This window comes from Kocuria sp. WN036 (assembly GCF_002287015.1).
Taxonomy (GTDB): domain Bacteria; phylum Actinomycetota; class Actinomycetes; order Actinomycetales; family Micrococcaceae; genus Kocuria; species Kocuria rosea.
The window spans coordinates 220,572-236,384 of record NZ_NSKF01000003.1 but is presented as its reverse complement, the minus strand read 5'-3'; the positions used below and the strand labels follow the sequence as shown (position 1 = coordinate 236,384).

Annotated in this window: 12 protein-coding genes; 6 read left to right on the top strand and 6 right to left on the bottom strand. The window is 76.2% G+C overall.

The window, feature by feature from the left end; all coding sequences use genetic code 11:
• Nucleotide 1: 1 nt before the first annotated feature.
• From CK505_RS03840 to CK505_RS03830, 3 genes are read right to left on the bottom strand one after another with little or no spacing between them, the layout of a single operon-like run.
• Nucleotides 2–2,401 (bottom strand): GNAT family N-acetyltransferase, encoded by a 2,400-nt coding sequence (locus CK505_RS03840; protein ID WP_095650281.1) that lies wholly within the window; start codon nt 2,399–2,401, stop codon nt 2–4.
• Nucleotides 2,398–3,720 carry a lysine N(6)-hydroxylase/L-ornithine N(5)-oxygenase family protein gene (locus CK505_RS03835; protein ID WP_095650280.1) on the bottom strand — a complete coding sequence of 441 codons (1,323 nt, stop codon included), beginning with the start codon at nt 3,718–3,720 and terminating at the stop codon, nt 2,398–2,400. Before CK505_RS03835 ends, CK505_RS03840 begins: the two co-directional genes overlap by 4 nt.
• Nucleotides 3,720–5,189: a pyridoxal-dependent decarboxylase gene (locus CK505_RS03830; protein WP_095650279.1), complete on the bottom strand. Its 1,470-nt coding sequence runs from the start codon at nt 5,187–5,189 to the stop codon at nt 3,720–3,722. Before CK505_RS03830 ends, CK505_RS03835 begins: the two co-directional genes overlap by 1 nt.
• Before the next feature lie 207 nt (nt 5,190–5,396).
• Here CK505_RS03830 and CK505_RS03825 point away from each other — a divergent pair, with 207 nt between their 5' ends.
• Genes CK505_RS03825 through CK505_RS03805 form a run of 5 tightly spaced genes read left to right on the top strand, consistent with a single transcriptional unit; the run spans nt 5,397 to nt 10,689 of the window.
• Complete coding sequence (locus CK505_RS03825) at nt 5,397–6,509, top strand: iron-siderophore ABC transporter substrate-binding protein (protein ID WP_255250882.1); 1,113 nt, start codon at nt 5,397–5,399, stop codon at nt 6,507–6,509.
• A gap of 13 nt (nt 6,510–6,522) precedes the next feature.
• Nucleotides 6,523–7,614: an iron ABC transporter permease gene (locus CK505_RS03820; RefSeq protein WP_095650278.1), complete on the top strand. Its 1,092-nt coding sequence runs from the start codon at nt 6,523–6,525 to the stop codon at nt 7,612–7,614.
• Nucleotides 7,611–8,690 (top strand): iron chelate uptake ABC transporter family permease subunit, encoded by a 1,080-nt coding sequence (locus CK505_RS03815; RefSeq protein WP_095650277.1) that lies wholly within the window; start codon nt 7,611–7,613, stop codon nt 8,688–8,690. The genes CK505_RS03820 and CK505_RS03815 overlap by 4 nt, the downstream gene beginning before the upstream one ends.
• A complete protein-coding gene (locus tag CK505_RS03810) occupies nt 8,687–9,640 on the top strand; it encodes an ABC transporter ATP-binding protein (protein ID WP_095650276.1) in 954 nt (317 codons plus the stop codon). The genes CK505_RS03815 and CK505_RS03810 overlap by 4 nt, the downstream gene beginning before the upstream one ends.
• The gene (locus CK505_RS03805; protein WP_255250881.1) at nt 9,637–10,689 is read left to right on the top strand and encodes a siderophore-interacting protein; all 1,053 of its coding nucleotides are present in this window, start codon (nt 9,637–9,639) and stop codon (nt 10,687–10,689) included. The genes CK505_RS03810 and CK505_RS03805 overlap by 4 nt, the downstream gene beginning before the upstream one ends.
• Nucleotides 10,690–10,743: 54 nt before the next feature.
• Here the strand turns inward: CK505_RS03805 and CK505_RS03800 are convergent, their stop codons facing one another.
• The 3 genes from CK505_RS03800 to CK505_RS03790 form a co-directional block, all read right to left on the bottom strand.
• Entirely contained in the window at nt 10,744–11,919 is a 1,176-nt protein-coding gene (locus tag CK505_RS03800; RefSeq protein WP_095650275.1) for a DUF418 domain-containing protein, read from the bottom strand.
• Nucleotides 11,920–12,037: 118 nt separating this feature from the next.
• Nucleotides 12,038–13,219 carry a glycosyl hydrolase family 8 gene (locus tag CK505_RS03795; RefSeq protein ID WP_095650274.1) on the bottom strand — a complete coding sequence of 394 codons (1,182 nt, stop codon included), beginning with the start codon at nt 13,217–13,219 and terminating at the stop codon, nt 12,038–12,040.
• 194 nt (nt 13,220–13,413) lie between these two features.
• Entirely contained in the window at nt 13,414–14,589 is a 1,176-nt protein-coding gene (locus tag CK505_RS03790) for a sorbosone dehydrogenase family protein (RefSeq protein ID WP_095650273.1), read from the bottom strand.
• Nucleotides 14,590–14,682: 93 nt separating this feature from the next.
• On the opposite strand from CK505_RS03790, the gene CK505_RS03785 reads away from it, so the two are divergent.
• Entirely contained in the window at nt 14,683–15,645 is a 963-nt protein-coding gene (locus CK505_RS03785; RefSeq protein ID WP_095650272.1) for a DMT family transporter, read from the top strand.
• The last annotated feature ends 168 nt before the right edge of the window (nt 15,646–15,813 follow it).

Genomic DNA, 15,813 nt, shown 5'->3' with positions numbered 1-15,813 from the left:
CTCAGTGCACGGGCACCCGCCCGGCCACCGGGTTCTCCAGGGTCCCGGCGTACTGCAGGGACGCCGCCTGGTCGGTCAGGTCGACCATCTGCAGGGTGTTGAGCAGCTGCAGCCGGTTGAGGCAGGAGTGCTCGAACCGGGGCGCGAAGAGCGGCACGCGGTCCGCGCCGGCCGGGTCGGCGTCGGCGACGTCCTGGAGGCACCGCGCCGCGAGGTCCCAGAACTCGTCCGCGGCCAGCAGCCCGTCGGCCTCGAGCAGGCCCGCGAGGTGCCGCAGCACGCCGTCGAACACGTCCGTGTGCACGGACAGCGCCGCCGTGGCGGGCGGCACCACGTGGCGGATCCGCTCGAGGCCCTCCGGGAGGGGCCGGTCCGTGACGACGGCGACCTCCTCGCCGATGTCCTTCATGACCGCCCGCCGCGGGACGTGCCCGTCCAGCACGAGCACGACGTTCTCGCCGTGCGGCATGAACACGAGGTCGTGGGCGAGCAGGCACCGGGCCACCGGGGCGAGGTACACGGCGAGCAGCCGCCGCACCCACTCCGCGGCGTCCAGCCCGGACGCGCGCACGTGCACGGAGACCAGTGGCGTGCCGCCGGCGTCGACGTGCAGCAGGGACGCGAGGGTCGCGAGCCGCTCCCCGTCCGCGAGGCGGGGCACGGGGCTCTCCCGCCACAGCGCCGCGAGCATCTTGGTGTGGGGGCCCTCGTCCCCGTGGCCGGAGGCGGCGGCGCGGTGGTACGCGTCCCCGGTGTAGCCGACCGCGGCCACCTCCCGCAGGACCGAGAACCCGGCCTCCGCGAGCACCGGGTCGGCCGCGACGACGTCGGCGACCCAGTCGTTGATCGCGGGGGTGTCGCGCATGTACCGGGGGGAGAGCCCCCGGAGGAAGCCCATGTTCTGCACGGCCAGGGCGGTCTTCACGTAGTGCCGGTCGGGACGGGAGACGTTGAAGAACGTGCGGATCGACTGCTGCGCCCGGTGCTCGTCCCCGGTGGTGCCCAGCAGCACGAGGTCCCGGCGGGCGAGGTCGGGGGCGAACGTCACCGCGATCCGGTGCTCCCACTGGTGGGGGTGCACCGGCAGGGGACGGTAGTCCTGCGGGTCCAGGCCCAGACCGGTCAGCCGGGCCCGGAAGCGGGACCGCACGGCCGGGTCCAGCTCGCCGGCCCACAGCTGCTCCTCGGTGCGGCCGCGCCCGGTGTCGAGGCGGCTGAGCTCCCGGCGGACGGCGAGCCACACGAGGCGCACCGGACGGGCGGCCTCGGGGGCGAAGCGGTCGTGCTCGGTGACGCCCATCCCGATCCGGCCGTTGTTGGCCACGAAGCCCGGGTGCCCCTCGGTCATCGCGGCCTCGACGTCCTGGAAGCCCGCCTCCGCGAGCGCGGTCGAGGGCCGGGTCCGGTGCACCAGCTTGTAGGCGGCCGAGGCGAGGGTCCCGGCGATCTCCTCGAGGTAGGTCGCCAGCAGGTGCGGGGGGATGCCGAGCGCGGGGGCCAGCTCCGTGACCAGCGCCTGGGCGTCCGGCTCGGCGTCCGCGCCGTCCACGGAGCGGCGCAGCGAGCCCTCGTCCAGCACCCAGTGCTCCAAGGCGGTGCGCCGGGCGCGGAACCGGTAGCGGACCCGGTCCCCGCCGGTGCGGACCTCGTAGAGCCCCTCCCCCACGGGCTCGGGGGCGATCAGCCGCTCGTGGGCGAACTCGGCCAGGGCCTTGCAGCACAGGTGGCGGTGGGCGATCCGCATCGGGTGCAGGCCGAGGTGGGCGGGCCCGTCGTCGGCCTCCTCCCCGGGGACCGCGACGGGGACCACGGCGGGGACCACGGCGGCCGCGGGGCCCAGCTCGGAGGCCGCGAACCCCTCGGGGGTGCACGTGCTGAGCAGCGCGGTCTTGCCGGGCAGCTCGAGCGGGCCGTGGACCTCGAAGCCGGCGCGGGCGTTGAGCCGGTGGACGGCGGTGTTGCGGACGTCGGGCTCGACGACGACGCGCCGGGCCCCGCGCGCCTCGAAGAGCCAGCGCAGCGTGGCGGCCATGAGGGCGGCGCTCGTGCCCGGCACGGGGGTCCGGGCGGGGGCGAGGAGCAGGTGCATCCCCACGTCGCCGGGCCGGTGCGCGTAGTGGCCGGGGAGGAGCACCGCGCCGGGGTCGTAGGTCTCGACGAGCCCGAGCGGGACGCCGTCGAGGCGGGCCAGCCACGCGTCGCAGTGCGGGTCCTCGGCGACGGCCGCGAAGGCGCGCCGGACGCGCTCGGGGTCGGCGTCGAGCAGGTCCCAGAACCGGGACCGGGGGTGGGTGAGCCAGGCGTGCAGGAGCTCGACGGTGGGCGCGTCCGGGACGAGCGGCTCGAGGGTCAGGACGCCGCCGGGGGTGGCGAGACGAACGGGCGCGGGGCGGGCGGTCATGCGGTCTCCTGGGGGATGTCCTGGGCGGCGCCGCGGGGGACGCCGAAGGTCTGGAAGGCGATGGCGGGCTCGACCGGGTAGACCTCCCGGCCCGTGACGGCCCGGAGGATGACGCTGTTGCGGTAGGCGCCCATGCCGAGGTCGGGGGAGGTCAGGCCGTGGGTGTGCACCTCGGCGTTCTGCACCCAGATCCGGGAGCGCTCGTGGTCGACCGCGTAGTCGCGGGAGACGTCGTAGCGGCCGGCGGGGTCCCACGCGATGTCGTCGAGGACCGGGGCCAGGAAGCCGGGCACCTCGGCGCGGTATCCGGTGGCCAGCACCAGGGCGCCGGTGGGGTGCCGCCAGCCGCGCTCGAGCTCGTCGTCGTGCAGGGCCAGGACCAGGTCGCGGCCGTCCTGCTCGACACCCGTGAGGGTGGTGCTCGTGGTCAGCAGGCCGGCGGGGTGCCCGTGCACCGAGCGGCGGTAGAGCAGCTCGTGGATGTCGTTCACCAGCTCCGCGCTGATCCCCTTGTAGAGGCTGGCGTGCTCGCGGTTGAGCCGGTCCCGCCGGTCCGCGCCGAGGCCGTGGAAGTGGTCCACGTACTCGGGGGAGGTCAGCTCGAGGGTGAGCTTCGTGTACTCCATGGGGAAGAACCGCGGGGAGCGGGTGATCCAGTCCACCCGCGGGCCGTCGGCGCCGGAGCGCTCGAGCAGGTCGCGGTAGACCTCGGCGGCGGACTGGCCGCTGCCGAGCACGGTGACGCTCCCCCGCCCGAGCAGCTCCTCGCGCCGGGGCAGGTAGTCGCTGGTGTGCAGGACGGTGCCGGCGGCGGGGTCCACGCCCGCGGGCACTGCGGGCACCGTGCCGACGCCGAGGACCAGCCGGCGGGTCCGCCACTGCTCCGTCCCGGCGGCCGTCCGGGCCGTGACCACGTAGGCGTCGTCGGCGGGGTCGCGCTCGACGCCGACGACCTCCCGGCCCCAGCGCAGGCTGCCGAGCTGCTCGCTCGCCCACCGGCAGTAGGCGCTGTACTCGGCGCGCAGCGGGTTGAAGTCCTCCCGGATGTAGAACGGGTACAGCCGTCCGGTCCGCTTGAGGTAGTGGAGGAAGGAGTAGGGGGAGGTGGGGTCGGCCAGGGTGACGAGGTCGGCGAGGAACGGGACCTGGATCGTGGCGTCCTCGAGCATCAGCCCGGGGTGCCAGTCGAAGGCGTCCTTCGCGTCGAGGAACACCGCGTCGAGGTCCTCCAGCGGTGCGGCGAGGCAGGCCAGGCCCAGGTTGAAGGGGCCGATCCCGATGCCCAGCAGGTCGTGGACGTGCCCGGTCGCGGGGGCCATCAGCGGGCCCCCGCCGCGGCCTCGAGCGGGCGGGGCGCGGCACCGCGGGGGGCGGCCCGGACGAGGTCCAGCACGCCCCGGACGTCCTCGGTGGTCGTCGCCGGGTTGAGGAGCGTGAGCTTCAGGCACCGGCGGCCGTCGAGGACGGTCGAGGCGACCGCGGCGCGGCCGGAGTCGAACAGCGCGCTCCGCACGGTCTCCACGAGCCGGTCCGCGGCGTCGTCGTCGGCGTCCGGGGACCGGTGCCGGAACAGGACGGTCGAGAGCACGGGCTCGGCCACCAGCTCCAGGTCGGGGGTCTCGTCCACGATCCGGCCCGCCTCCTGGGCGAGCTCCAGCACCCGGTCGAGGGCGCGGCCGATCCCCTCGGCGCCGACGGTGCGCAGGGTCATCCACAGCTTCAGGGCGTCGAAGCGGCGGGTGGTCTGCAGGGACTTGTCCACGAGGTTGGGCCGCACCGCGTGCCGGGGGTTCAGGTACTCGGCGCTCCACGTGGAGAAGCGCAGGCTCCGCCCCTCCCGCAGCAGCAGGGCGGAGGCGGCGACCGGCTGGAACCAGGACTTGTGGAAGTCCACGGTGACGGAGTCCGCCCGTTCGATCCCGTCCAGCCGGTGGCGGTGGGCGGGCGAGACGAGCAGGCCGCCGCCGTAGGCGGCGTCGACGTGCAGCCAGACGCCGTGGGCGGAGCACGCCCGGGCGACGTCGGGCAGGGGGTCGATCGCCCCGAGGTCCGTGGTGCCGGCCGTGGCCACGACCGCGGCGACCTCCGCGCCGGACGCGGCGACCTCGTGCAGGACGCGCTCGAGGGCGACCGGGTCCAGGGCTCCGCCCCGGGCGGCGGGCACGGGCACGACCGCGTCCGCGGACAGGCCCAGCAGGTGCGCCGCCTTCGCGATGCTGAAGTGGGCGTGCTCCCCCGCCACGATCCGCAGCCGCCCGAGCCGCTCCCCGCGGGACGCCGGGTGCGCCCGGGACAGGCGCTCCTCCCGGGCCGTGAACAGCGCCTGGAGGTTGGACTGGGTGCCGCCGGTGGTGAACACGCCGTCCGGCTCGCCCGCGGCGGGGAAGCCGATCCGCGCGGCGGTCCAGTCCACGATCCGCTGCTCGACCAGGGTGGCGGTGGTGCTCTGGTCCCAGGTCTCGACCGCCGTGTTCACCGCGGCGGTGAGCGCCTCGGCGGCCACCGCCGGGATGGCCACGGGACAGTTGAGGTGGGCCATGTAGCCCGGGGCGTGGAAGTGCACGGCGTGGTCGAGGTAGAGCCGCCGGGTCTCCTCGACCACGGCGCCGAGGTCCCCGAGGGGCCGCTCGAGGTCCACCGCGGCGACCAGCTCCTCGAGCTCCTCGGGCGTGGCGGCGGAGCGGGGGCTCCGGGCGCCGGCGAGGTGGACGGCGAGCACGTCGACGGTCTCGTGCAGGGCGCGGGCGTACTGCGCCGGGGTGTCGTGGGTCAGCAGGAAGTCGTGCATGGGCTCCTCGCAGGGGGTGGACGGGGCCGCTCGGGCCCCTCGTGGAGTTAGGCAAGGCATACCTAACCACATCGGCGGAGCGATTACATCATGCTCGTGTTGCGTATTCGCCGGATCACGCCCTAGGGTGATCCCTGTCTTCCGGGTTAGGCAACCCTTGCCTCACCTCGCGTCCTACCGACGGTTCCGCCGTCGACGTCCGAAAGGGTGGCCGTGGCCTCTCTGCTCCCCCGCGCTCCGCGCCCGCTGTCCCCTGCTCCGTCCGCCGTGCGCCGCCGCGTCCTCCCCCCGGCCGCCGTGCTGGCCGCGGGGGCCCTGGTCCTGACCGGGTGCTCCACCGGACCGGCGGGCGGGGAGTCCGGGAGCGGGTCCGCGTCCGCGGAGGGTGCCACGGGCGAGTTCCCGCGCACCGTGGAGCACGCCTTCGGCGAGACCACGATCGAGGAGGCCCCCGAGCGCGTGGCCACGGTGTCCTGGGTCAACCACGACGTCGCCACCGCCCTCGGCGTGGTCCCGGTCGGGGTGCCCGCCCTGGACTTCGGCGCCAACGAGAACGGCTCCACGGACTGGTTCGACGCCGCGCTCGAGGAGTCCGGCGCCGAGGCCCCGGAGACCTACGCCGAGACGGACGGCATCAACTTCGAGGCGATCGCCGCGCTCCAGCCGGACGTCATCCTGGGCGCCTACTCCGGGCTGACGCAGGAGGACTACGACAAGCTCTCCGAGATCGCGCCCGTGGTCGGCTTCCCCGAGGACGCCGTGGCCTACGGGACGTCCTGGCAGGACTCCACCGAGCTCATCGGCCAGGCCCTGGGCCGGGAGGAGCGGGCCGCCGAGGTCGTGGCGGACGTCGAGCAGCAGATCGAGGACGCCGCCGCCGAGCACCCGGAGCTCGAGGGCACGTCCTTCGTGTACGGCACGCTCGACCCGTCCGCGGCCGACCAGATCTTCGCCTACACCGCGGTGGACAACCGCCCCAAGTTCCTCGAGTCCCTCGGCATGGTCCAGTCCGAGGCGGTCGCGGAGGCCGCCGAGGGCAATGAGGACGAGTTCTTCGTCACCTGGTCCCCGGAGCGCGCCGACGAGCTGACCTCCGACGTCTTCGTCAGCTGGGCCGAGGACGACAGCGTGCGCGAGGCCATCGAGAAGGACCCCCTGCTCAGCCGCGTCCCCGCGGTCGAGAACGACGCCCTGGTGCTCCAGAGCGACCAGCAGGAGGTGCTCTCGGTCTCGGCGGCCTCCCCGCTGAGCATCCCGTGGGCGCTCGAGAACGTGCTGCCGGACATCGCCGAGGCCGCCGCGTCCGCCGGCGGTCGGTGAGACCCCGGTCCCGGTGAGCAGCACGAGCACGGTCTCCCCCGCCCGGGCCACCCGGCAGGCCCCCGGCACCGCGCAGCGGCGCCGGGGCCTCGCCCTGTCCGCGGCCGTGCTGCTGCTGGTCCTCGCCGCCGCGGCCTCCCTGTTCTGGGGAGCCCGCTCGGTGGACCCGGCCACCGTGGTCGCCGTGCTCACCGGGCTGCCCGCCGACCTCCTGGAGGGCGGCTGGGCGCAGGTCTCCGCCGGCCTGGGCATCGACGCCGCCGTGGTGCAGAGCAGGATCCCCCGGACCCTGACCGCGGTGCTCGCGGGGGCGGCCCTGGCCGTGGCCGGCGCCGGCATGCAGGGGGTCAGCCGCAACCCGCTGGGCGACCCCGGGCTGCTCGGGCTGACCGCCGGCGCGGCGTGCGCCGTGGTCCTCGGGATCGGCTGGCTCGGCCTCGTGGCCACGTGGCAGCTCACCGCCCTGGCCCTCGCCGGCTCGGCCGTGGCCGCGGTGCTCGTCTTCGGCTCCTCCCGGCTCGGCGGCGGCGCCCCGACCCCCGCGGGCCTGGTCCTCTCCGGCGCGGCCGTGAACGCCGGCTTCACCGCGCTGACCTCCTCCGTGGTGCTGATGCTGCCCGCGGTCCTGGACCGCTTCCGGTTCTGGAGCATCGGTTCGGTCGCCCGCGCCGAGACCACCGACCTCGCCGCCGTGGCGCCGCTCGTGCTGCTCGGCGTGCTCCTCGTGCTCGGCGGCTCCTCGGGGCTCAACGCCATGGCCCTGGGCGACGAGCTCGCCCACGGACTGGGCGTGGACCTGGGCGTGCAGCGCGTCCTCGTCTTCGTGGGCGTGGTCCTGCTCTCCGGCTCGGCCACGGCGCTCGCGGGCCCCATCGCCTTCGTGGGCCTGCTCGTGCCCCACGCCGTGCGCCGCCTCCTCGGCGGCGACTACCGCTGGATCGTCCTGTTCAGCGTGGTCCTGGGCCCCGTGCTGCTCCTCTCGGCCGACGTCCTGGGCCGGGTGCTGACCCCGCCCCAGGAGATCCACGTGGGCGTCACCACCGTGGTGCTGGGCGTGCCCGTGCTGCTGGCGCTGCTGCGCCGGGGCCGGAGCGTGACGCTGTGACCGGCGCCGTGCTCACCCCCGCGCCCGCCGCCCCCGCGGAGCCCGGCGCCGCCGAGCTCGTCCGGGGCGTCCGCCGCGACCGGACCCGCCGCACCCGCCGGGCGGTCGCCCTGCTGGTCCTGGCGCTGCTCGCGGCCCTGGCCGTGCGCGTGCTGCTCGGGCGCTACACCGTGACGGTCCCCGACTTCTTCGCGATCCTCGCCGGGGAGCAGATCCCCGGGGCGAGCTTCATCGTGCTGCAGGAGAAGCTGCCGCGCGCCGTGCTGGGCGCGCTCGCCGGGACCGCCCTCGGCTGCTCGGGCGCCCTGTTCCGCCGGGTGCTCCGAAATCCCCTGGCCAGCCCCGACATCCTGGGCATCACCTACGGCGCCGCGGCGGGAGCCGTGGCCGGCACCGCGCTGTGGGGTCTGCGGGGCACGGCCGTGTCCTGGACCGCCCTGGCCGGGGCGCTGCTCGCCGCGGCCCTCATCGCCACCGCCTCGGTGCGGCTGCGCACCGGGGGGATCGTGGGCGAGCGCTTCCTGCTCGCCGGCATCGGCGTGGCCGCGCTCGCCCAGGCCCTCACCGCGGCCCTGCTGGCACGGCTGTCCCTGAACTCCGCCCAGGACGCCGCCCTCTGGACCGCGGGCTCCCTCAACGCCGCCACGTGGGACCGGATCACGGTCCTCGGGGCGTGCCTGCTGCTGGCCGTGCCCGCGGCCGTGGCCGTGCACCGCGCGCTCGAGCCCGCCGAGCTCGGCCCGGAGCTGGCGGCCGGGCTCGGGGCGCGCCCGGCGCGCAGCCGGGCCCTCGCCCTGGGCCTGGGCGTGCTGCTGGCCGCCGTGGCCACGGCCTCGACCGGCCCGCTCGCCTTCGTGGCACTCATGTCCACCCCGGTGGCCACCGCCCTGACCCGCGGGCGGACCTCGATCGTGGCGTGCGCCCTCGTGGGCGCCGTGGTCGTGGTGGTTGCCGACGCCGTCGGCGCAGGCCTGGTGGCGCAGGTGCAGCTGCCGGCCGGTGTGGTCACGGGCGCCGTGGGCGCCCCCGTGATGCTGTGGCTGCTCGTGCGGCAGCGGAGAGGAGCCCTGGCATGAGCCCCGAGCTGCGCGACGACGTGCGCCCCGTGGAGGAGCCCGTGGCGGACCCCGGGGCCGGCGTCCCCGCGTTCCGGATGCGCGGCCTGTCCCTGGGCTACCAGGACCGCACCGTGGTGCGGGAGGTGGACCTCGACATCCCGCACGGGGCCACCACCGTGCTCATCGGCGCCAACGGCTGCGGCAAGACCACGCTGCTCAAGGGCCTGTCCCGGCAGCTGCGCCCGCTCGCCGGCACGCTCGAGGCGGACGGCCGCGGCGTGCGCGAGTGGCACGCCCGCCAGTACGCCCGCTCGGTCAGCCTCCTGCCGCAGTCGCCCGTGGTCCCGGAGGGCCTGACCGTCGCCGAGCTCGTGGAGCGCGGACGGCACCCGCACCGCCGGTGGTGGGGCGCCCCCTCCCCCGACGACGACGCGGCCGTGGCTCGGGCGATGGAGCTCACCGAGCTCACGGCCCTGGCCGCGCGCCCCGTGGAGGAGCTCTCCGGCGGGCAGCGCCAGCGGGTCTGGATCGCCCTGACCCTGGCCCAGCGCGCCCGCACGATGCTCCTCGACGAGCCCACCTCCTACCTCGATCTGGCGCACCAGGTGGACCTGCTGGACATGCTCCGGGGGCTGGAGCACCCGGACGGGCCGGGTGCCGGCCGGGCCACCGTCGTCGCCGTCCTGCACGAGCTGAACCTGGCCGCGCGCGTGGCCGACCGGCTCGTGGCGATGGCCGCGGGACGGATCGTGGCCGTGGGCACGCCCGCCGAGGTGCTCACCCCCGAGCTGCTGGCCGAGGTCTTCGGGCTCCGGGCGGACGTCGCGCGGGACCCCGTGGGCGGCCGGCCCGTCGTCCTGCCCCGCGGGCGGGCCCGCGAGGGCTCCCACCCCGTACCGCCCGCCGCACCCGTGGCCCTGGAGCCCGCGCCCCGGGCCGCCGCCGAGATCGGAAGGACCCTGCCGTGACCGTCATCCCCACCCCCGAGGCCACCGGTGCCCGCGCGGACTCCGTGCTGTGCGTCGAGGCCGCCGTGACGTCCGTGACCCAGCTGTGCCCGTCCTTCCGCCGGATCACCCTGGCGGGCCCGGAGCTCGCCGGCCTGTCCCCCGCGCTCATCGGGGCCGGGGACCGGACCCGGTGCCGGGACGCCTACATCAAGCTGTTGGTCCCGCCCCCCGGCCGCGAGCCCGAGCGGGCGGACCTGTCCCTGGGGCTGCGGGAGGGCTGGTTCGCCCGGCCCGCCGAGGAGCGCGGGTGGATGCGCACCTACACCGTGCGCGGCGTCCGGCGCACCACGTTCTGCGGGATGGTGGTCCCGGAGCTCGTGATCGACGTGGTGGTGCACGGCGGGCATGCCCAGGACGGCCCGGGCAGCCGGTGGGCGGCCGCCGTGTCCCCCGGCGAGCGCGTGTACCTGCTCGGACCCGGTCCCCAGGAGCGGCCCTGGGCGGCGTGGGACCACGGCGGCGCCCAGCGCGTGCTCGCCGTAGGGGACGAGACCGCCGCCCCGGCCCTGATGTCCGTCGCGGAGGAGTTCACGGACGCCCACCACGGGCTGCCCGCCGGCGGGACCCGCCCCCGCCTCGACGTGGTGCTCGAGGTCCCGCACCCCGAGGACGTCGCCGCCCACCGCCTGCCCGCGGACCTTCCGGACGTTCGGCTGCACGTCCTGCCGCGCGCCGGGGGCGCCGAGCCGGCCGGGCACGGGCACCGGGCCGCGGTGCGCCTCGCGCGCCTGCTCGAGCTGCCCGGCGGAGCCGTGGACGACGTCCTGGCCGGCCGCCGCCCGCAGCGCGGCCGCGGGACGCCCGCCCTGGCGGTCGCGGAGAACGCCGCGGAGCCCCGGGCCTGGTCGGTGGCCGCCCCCGCGCGCGCCGACGCCCCCTACGTGTTCCTCGCCGGCGAGTCCGGCACCGTCAAGGCGCTGCGCCGGCTGTGCGTCGACGCCGCGGGCATCCCCAAGGAGCACGTCTCCTTCATGGGCTACTGGCGGCAGGGGCAGGCGGAGTCCTGAGCGGCCGCGCGCCGGGCCGCCCGGCCGCCGGAGCCGACGCCGGGGTCCGAGGTCTCAGCTCTGGCGGGCCACGGCCGCAGGGGCCCGGCGCGCGCCGGCGGCGCGCGCTGTGAGCTCCTCCAGCGGGCCGCGCGGGAAGCGCCGCAGCCACAGGTGCGCGAAGACCAGCACGGCGGTGCACACCAGCAGCCAGCCGAGCACCGTGGCGGGCAGCCGGTGCTGGGCCGCGGCCACGGCCAGGCCCGCGCCCCAGCCGTAGAACAGCGCCGAGGCCAGGAGGTTCTGCAGCAGGTAGCAGCTCAGGGCGGTCCGGCCGACCTCTGCCAGCCTCCGTGCGGCCCAGGACGGCGGCTGTCCGGGGCGACGCACACCGAGGTGGGCCACGAGGGCCAGCAGACCCAGCGCCACGACCGGGGCGGTGGTGTAGCGGGCGAAGAAGGCACCGGCCTGACCGCCCAGGACGTTCAGGCCGAGGTCCACGGGCAGGGCGGCCCCCAGGCCCAGGACCATGAGCCGCCGCCGCCACCGGCCCCCGTCCGGGACGAGGAGACCGGCCCGCCACAGGAACCGCCCGGCCAGGAACATGACCACCCCCAGTCCGAGGATCAGGACGGGTTCGGCGCGGAACAGGACGACGGCGTCCAGCCGCAGCAGCACGAGCTCCCACCACGTGCCGTCGGCGTAGGGGTTCGGCCGGGCCAGGGCCTCGGCCGGGTCCCCGGCGGGAACGACGGCGAGGACGGCCGTCAGCGCGCCGATCACCGCGACGTGCGCGGCGGCGCACGCCAGGACGACGCCGCGCTGCACCCGCTCCGAGGTGGTCACCAGCCACGCCACGACCATCCCCGTGAGCGCGTAGCCCATCAGGACGTCGAACTCGATGATCAGCAGGTAGTTGAGCAGCCCGTCCAGGAACAGGATCCCCGCCCGCACCCGGTAGGACCGGGGCCACGCGAGTCCGCGCCGCCGGGCGGAGGCGTACTGGACGGCGAGGCCGATCCCGAAGAGGAGCATCAGCAGGCCCAGGAACTTGCCGTTGGCCGCGGCCATCAGCAGCGCCTGGGCAGCGCGCGCCGCTCCGCCGGCGGTGCCGGCCAGCGGATCGGTCAGGTAGCCGAGGAAACCGCCCTGGTGGCTGAAGATCCAGATGTTGGTGGCGAGCGTGCCGAGGATCGCGAGACCGCGGGCCACGTCGAGGGCCGCGATGCGGGAGGGGGCGGGAGCGGGCATGGGTCCACTCTGCCCGGCCCCGGCACGCGGCGGATCCGCCCCGGGGCGGAGCCCGGCGGGGCGACGGTCCGCCGTCGACCGGGCGGGGGCGACGCGCCGCACGGCGGGCCGCGCCGGCTCAGGGGTGGAGGGCGTAGGCGCGGGAGACGCTCACCATGGACAGCAGTTGGATCGAGCTGGAGTAGTAGGACGTGAACTCCGTGCGGGCCGCCAGACAGCGGCCCAGGGCGTCGAGCCAGGCCTGGTCGCCGCCCCAGCGGGCGCCCACGAGCAGGGGCGCGATGAACGCGAGGTCCTGGTAGCCCCCGCCCGGCAGGGTCGCTCCGTCCAGGGTGAAGCCGGAGGGCAGCCGGGCAGGATCACCGCCGCACTTCGACCGCGCCCAGCCGGAGATGCGGGCCGCGGCGGCCCGGGCCTCCGGGTGCCGGGACGCCCCCAGCCGCAGCGGGACGCGGCACGAGTTGTAGTAGTAGTGCCGGTCGTGGCCGGATTCCAGGGTGTGGGCCGGGGCGGGGGCGATGGTCGAGGCGGAGCCCACGGTGAAGTCCGGGAGCAGGCCGGTGCGCGGAGCGTGGACCGACTGCAGGCGCCGGACCGCGGCCAGGTGCCGCCCCCAGACGGCCGCCCAGCTCACGTCCCCCGTGGCGCGGTGGAACGCCCCGAAGTGCCCGATCATCCAGTCGCTCGGGCGCGAGACGTTCTGCCAGGCCCCGTTGGACCAGTCCCCGAGCTCGAGGAGCCCGGTGGTGGGGGAGATCAGGGAGCGCTTGATCGCGGCGATGCGGGTCAGGGCCAGCCGTCGGTAGTCGTACGTCCCCCCGGAGCCCCACCGCTGGTGCGCCATCAGCCACCCCATGGCGAGGTCCAGGTCGCCGTCGGTGGCGCTGTCCCGGCCGTGGTGGGAGACCATGCGGTCGTCCTGCTCGGCGGCGTGCAGGCCCGGGTCGATCCGGGAGGGGTGGTCCAGGACGTAGCGGGTGATCCCGTCGACGTAGCCGCGGGCCCGGGGGTCGAGGGGCGCCAGCTGGGCGCTGAGCATCAGCCCGTACCCCTGCCCCTCCGCCACGTAGGGGTTGGCCCCGTTCTGGGCATCGGCACGGACGGCCCACCAGCCGCGGGCCGCGTCGTGCCGCAGCAGCGACGTCCAGTCGGCCCACAGCGTGCGGATCGCGGCGTCCAGCTGCCGCTGCGTCGTGCTGCTCGGGCTGAGCGTGGTTCCTGCCTGTGCGGGGGTCGTCGGGGCGCCGACGGGGACGGTCGCGAGGGCGGCGCCCAGCGCGAGAAGGGTGCGGCGGTGCATGGGGGAACTCCCTGGGCCCGAGAGGGGGGGGTGGGGTGGGGGTGCGGGAGGGGGATCGTGACGAGGTCGGGGGCCGCGTCACCGGGGGGACCGTTCCGCGGGGGCCGTTCGGGGGACGGTGTCAGGCGCCAGTCAACCGGAGCCGCCCGGCGGGCGGGCGGCACCGGCGCCCTCCGGCGTGTCGTGCGCCCCGCTCAGGAGTCGCCGGCGCTCGCCGTGACGCGCAGGACGGCGTCGTCGTCGCCGTTGGAGGTGGTGACCCACAGCGCGCCCTCGTCGTCGAGGGTCAGCGAGCGCAGCCGGCCGTAGTCGTTCTCCAGCTCCGCCATGCGGGTCAGCCCGGTGACCGCGGTGTCCTCGACCCGGTAGACCCCCACGCCGGTGTTCTTTAGCTCCGCGACCGCCAGCGCGCCCTCCCACGCCCCCCACTGGTCCCCCTCGAGGAAGGCGGCCCCGCTGAGGGCGACCGTCGGGCGCCCGGAGGACCACGCGGCCGGAAGCGCGTCCGGGAACTCCTCGAGATCGGTCATGGGCACGGACTCGTCGTAGCCGGGCGCCGGGTCCCACCCGTAGTTGGCGCCGGGCTCCAGGACGTTGATCTCGTCGTCGGTGCCGGGGCCGTGCTCCGCCGACCACACCGTGCCCGTCCCGGGCTGCACCGCCAGGCCCTGGACGTTGCGGTGGCCCAGGGTGTGGACGGCGGCCCCGGGCCCGTCCCGGTCGGCGAACGGGTTGTCCTCCGGGACCGTGCCGTCGGGGTGCAGCCGCAGCGTCTTGCCCCCGAGCGAGTCGGGGTCCTGCGGGTTCGCGCCCTGCGCGGCGTCCCCGGTGCCCACGAGGAGCGTGCCGTCCGGGACGAAGCGCAGCCGGCAGCCGCTGTGCCGGCCGGAGCTGATGGGCAGGCCGTCGACGACCGTCCCGGTGCGCTCGGCCGCCGCGGCGCCCTCGTCGAGCCGCCAGCGGGTGACCCGCACGTCCTGCGGCCGGCCGTCCCCGGTGCGCGTCGCGTGGCACAGGAAGATCTCCCGGGTCCGCCCGAAGTCCGGGGAGACCTCCAGGCCCATCAGCCCGGCCTCGCTGCCCACGAACAGGTCGTCCAGGTCGGCCGCGACCTCCCGCGTGCCCTGCTCGTCGTGGGCCAGCAGCCGGCCGCCCCGCTCGGTGACCAGTACGGTCCCCTCCGGGGTGCGGGCCACGTCCCACGCGAGCTCGAGCTCGTCCACGACGACCTCGACGTCGAGGGCGGGGGCGTCCGCCGGGGCGCCCAGACGCTCGCCGGTGGCCACGGTCCCGCCACCCTCCGGGGCGCAGGCGCTCAGCAGCAGCACGAGCACGGACAGCGTGCTCACGATCCCCCCGCGGATGTCCATGGTGGCAATCTACTCCGGTCGCCGCCGGGCCGGACCCGTAGGATCGGGGCATCCTGCCCCGGACGGGGCGCGGAGCGGATCGGAGGTGCGCCGGTGGACCACGCCCCGGCCGGTCGTGCCCGGCTGATCCTCCTGGGCGCCGTGGCGCCGGTCGTGTGGGGGACCACCTACGTGGTCACCACCGAGCTGCTGCCGCCGGACCGGCCCATGACCGCCTCCCTCCTGCGGGCCCTCCCCGCCGGGCTGCTGCTGCTCGCCCTGACCCGGCAGCGGCCGCCGCGGGACTGGTGGGGACGGTTCGCGGTGCTCGCGCTGCTCAACTTCGGGGCGTTCTTCCCCCTGCTGTTCCTCGGCGCCTACCGCCTGCCGGGCGGTCTCGCCGCGGTCGTGGGCTCCGCCCAGCCCCTGGTCGCCGCGCTCCTGCTGCTGCTGGCCTTCCGGCAGCGCACGCCGCTGCCCCGGATGCTGTGGGCCCTCGCCGCAGTGGCGGGCGTGTCCGTGGCCGTGTTCGCCGGGACCGTCACCCTGGACGCACTCGGGCTCGCCGCGGCCTTCGCCGGGACCGCGGTCATGGCCGCCGGGGTGGTCCTGACCCGCAGGTGGGGTCTGCCCGACGGCATGAGCGGGCTCGCGGCGACCGGCTGGCAGCTGACCCTGGGCGGTCTGATGATCGCCCCGCTCGTGCCCCTGCTGGACACCGGTGCCTTCTTCCTGGACCTGCCGGCCGTGCTCGGCTACGCCTGGCTGGCGCTGCCCGGCGGCGCCATTGCCTACGCCGCGTGGTTCCACGCCGGCCGGCGCGTGCCGGCCACGAGCCTGACCCTGCTGATCCCGCTGACGCCGGTGACGGCCGCGGTCCTGGGTCTCCTGCTGCTGGACGAGACGCTCACGGGCCTCCAGGCCGCGGGCTTCGGCCTGGCCCTCGTCGCGTCCCTGGCGGGACAGCTGCCGGGGCTGCCCCGCGCCGGGCTCCGCCGCGGGGACGCCGGCCGGTCCCGCCCGGGCGGAGACGGACCACACCGCAGCGGCCGCGGAGCCCGTCACGGTTCTTCATGAGCTGCCGCCGGACGTCCTGCCGGTCGATCGGCGGCGGCGGTCCGCGCCGGTTCGCACGCGGTCCGGAAAATCAAGGGGTGATCCGTGACCGGCGTCTCAGTAGGATGGGGCGAGGCCGCCGGATCTTCCTGATTTCCCTGGTGGCTGGGCCGGTGCGGGGGCGATCTC

Bases quoted from the DNA above. Each gene is read 5' to 3' on its own strand.
- CK505_RS03790 (WP_095650273.1), bottom strand. From the start codon at position 14,589: ATGGACATCCGCGGGGGGATCGTGAGCACGCTGTCCGTGCTCGTGCTG.
- CK505_RS03800 (WP_095650275.1), bottom strand. From the start codon at position 11,919: ATGCCCGCTCCCGCCCCCTCCCGCATCGCGGCCCTCGACGTGGCCCGC.
- CK505_RS03810 (WP_095650276.1), top strand. From the start codon at position 8,687: ATGAGCCCCGAGCTGCGCGACGACGTGCGCCCCGTGGAGGAGCCCGTG.
- CK505_RS03840 (WP_095650281.1), bottom strand. From the start codon at position 2,401: ATGACCGCCCGCCCCGCGCCCGTTCGTCTCGCCACCCCCGGCGGCGTC.
- CK505_RS03835 (WP_095650280.1), bottom strand. From the start codon at position 3,720: ATGGCCCCCGCGACCGGGCACGTCCACGACCTGCTGGGCATCGGGATC.
- CK505_RS03830 (WP_095650279.1), bottom strand. From the start codon at position 5,189: ATGCACGACTTCCTGCTGACCCACGACACCCCGGCGCAGTACGCCCGC.
- CK505_RS03795 (WP_095650274.1), bottom strand. From the start codon at position 13,219: ATGCACCGCCGCACCCTTCTCGCGCTGGGCGCCGCCCTCGCGACCGTC.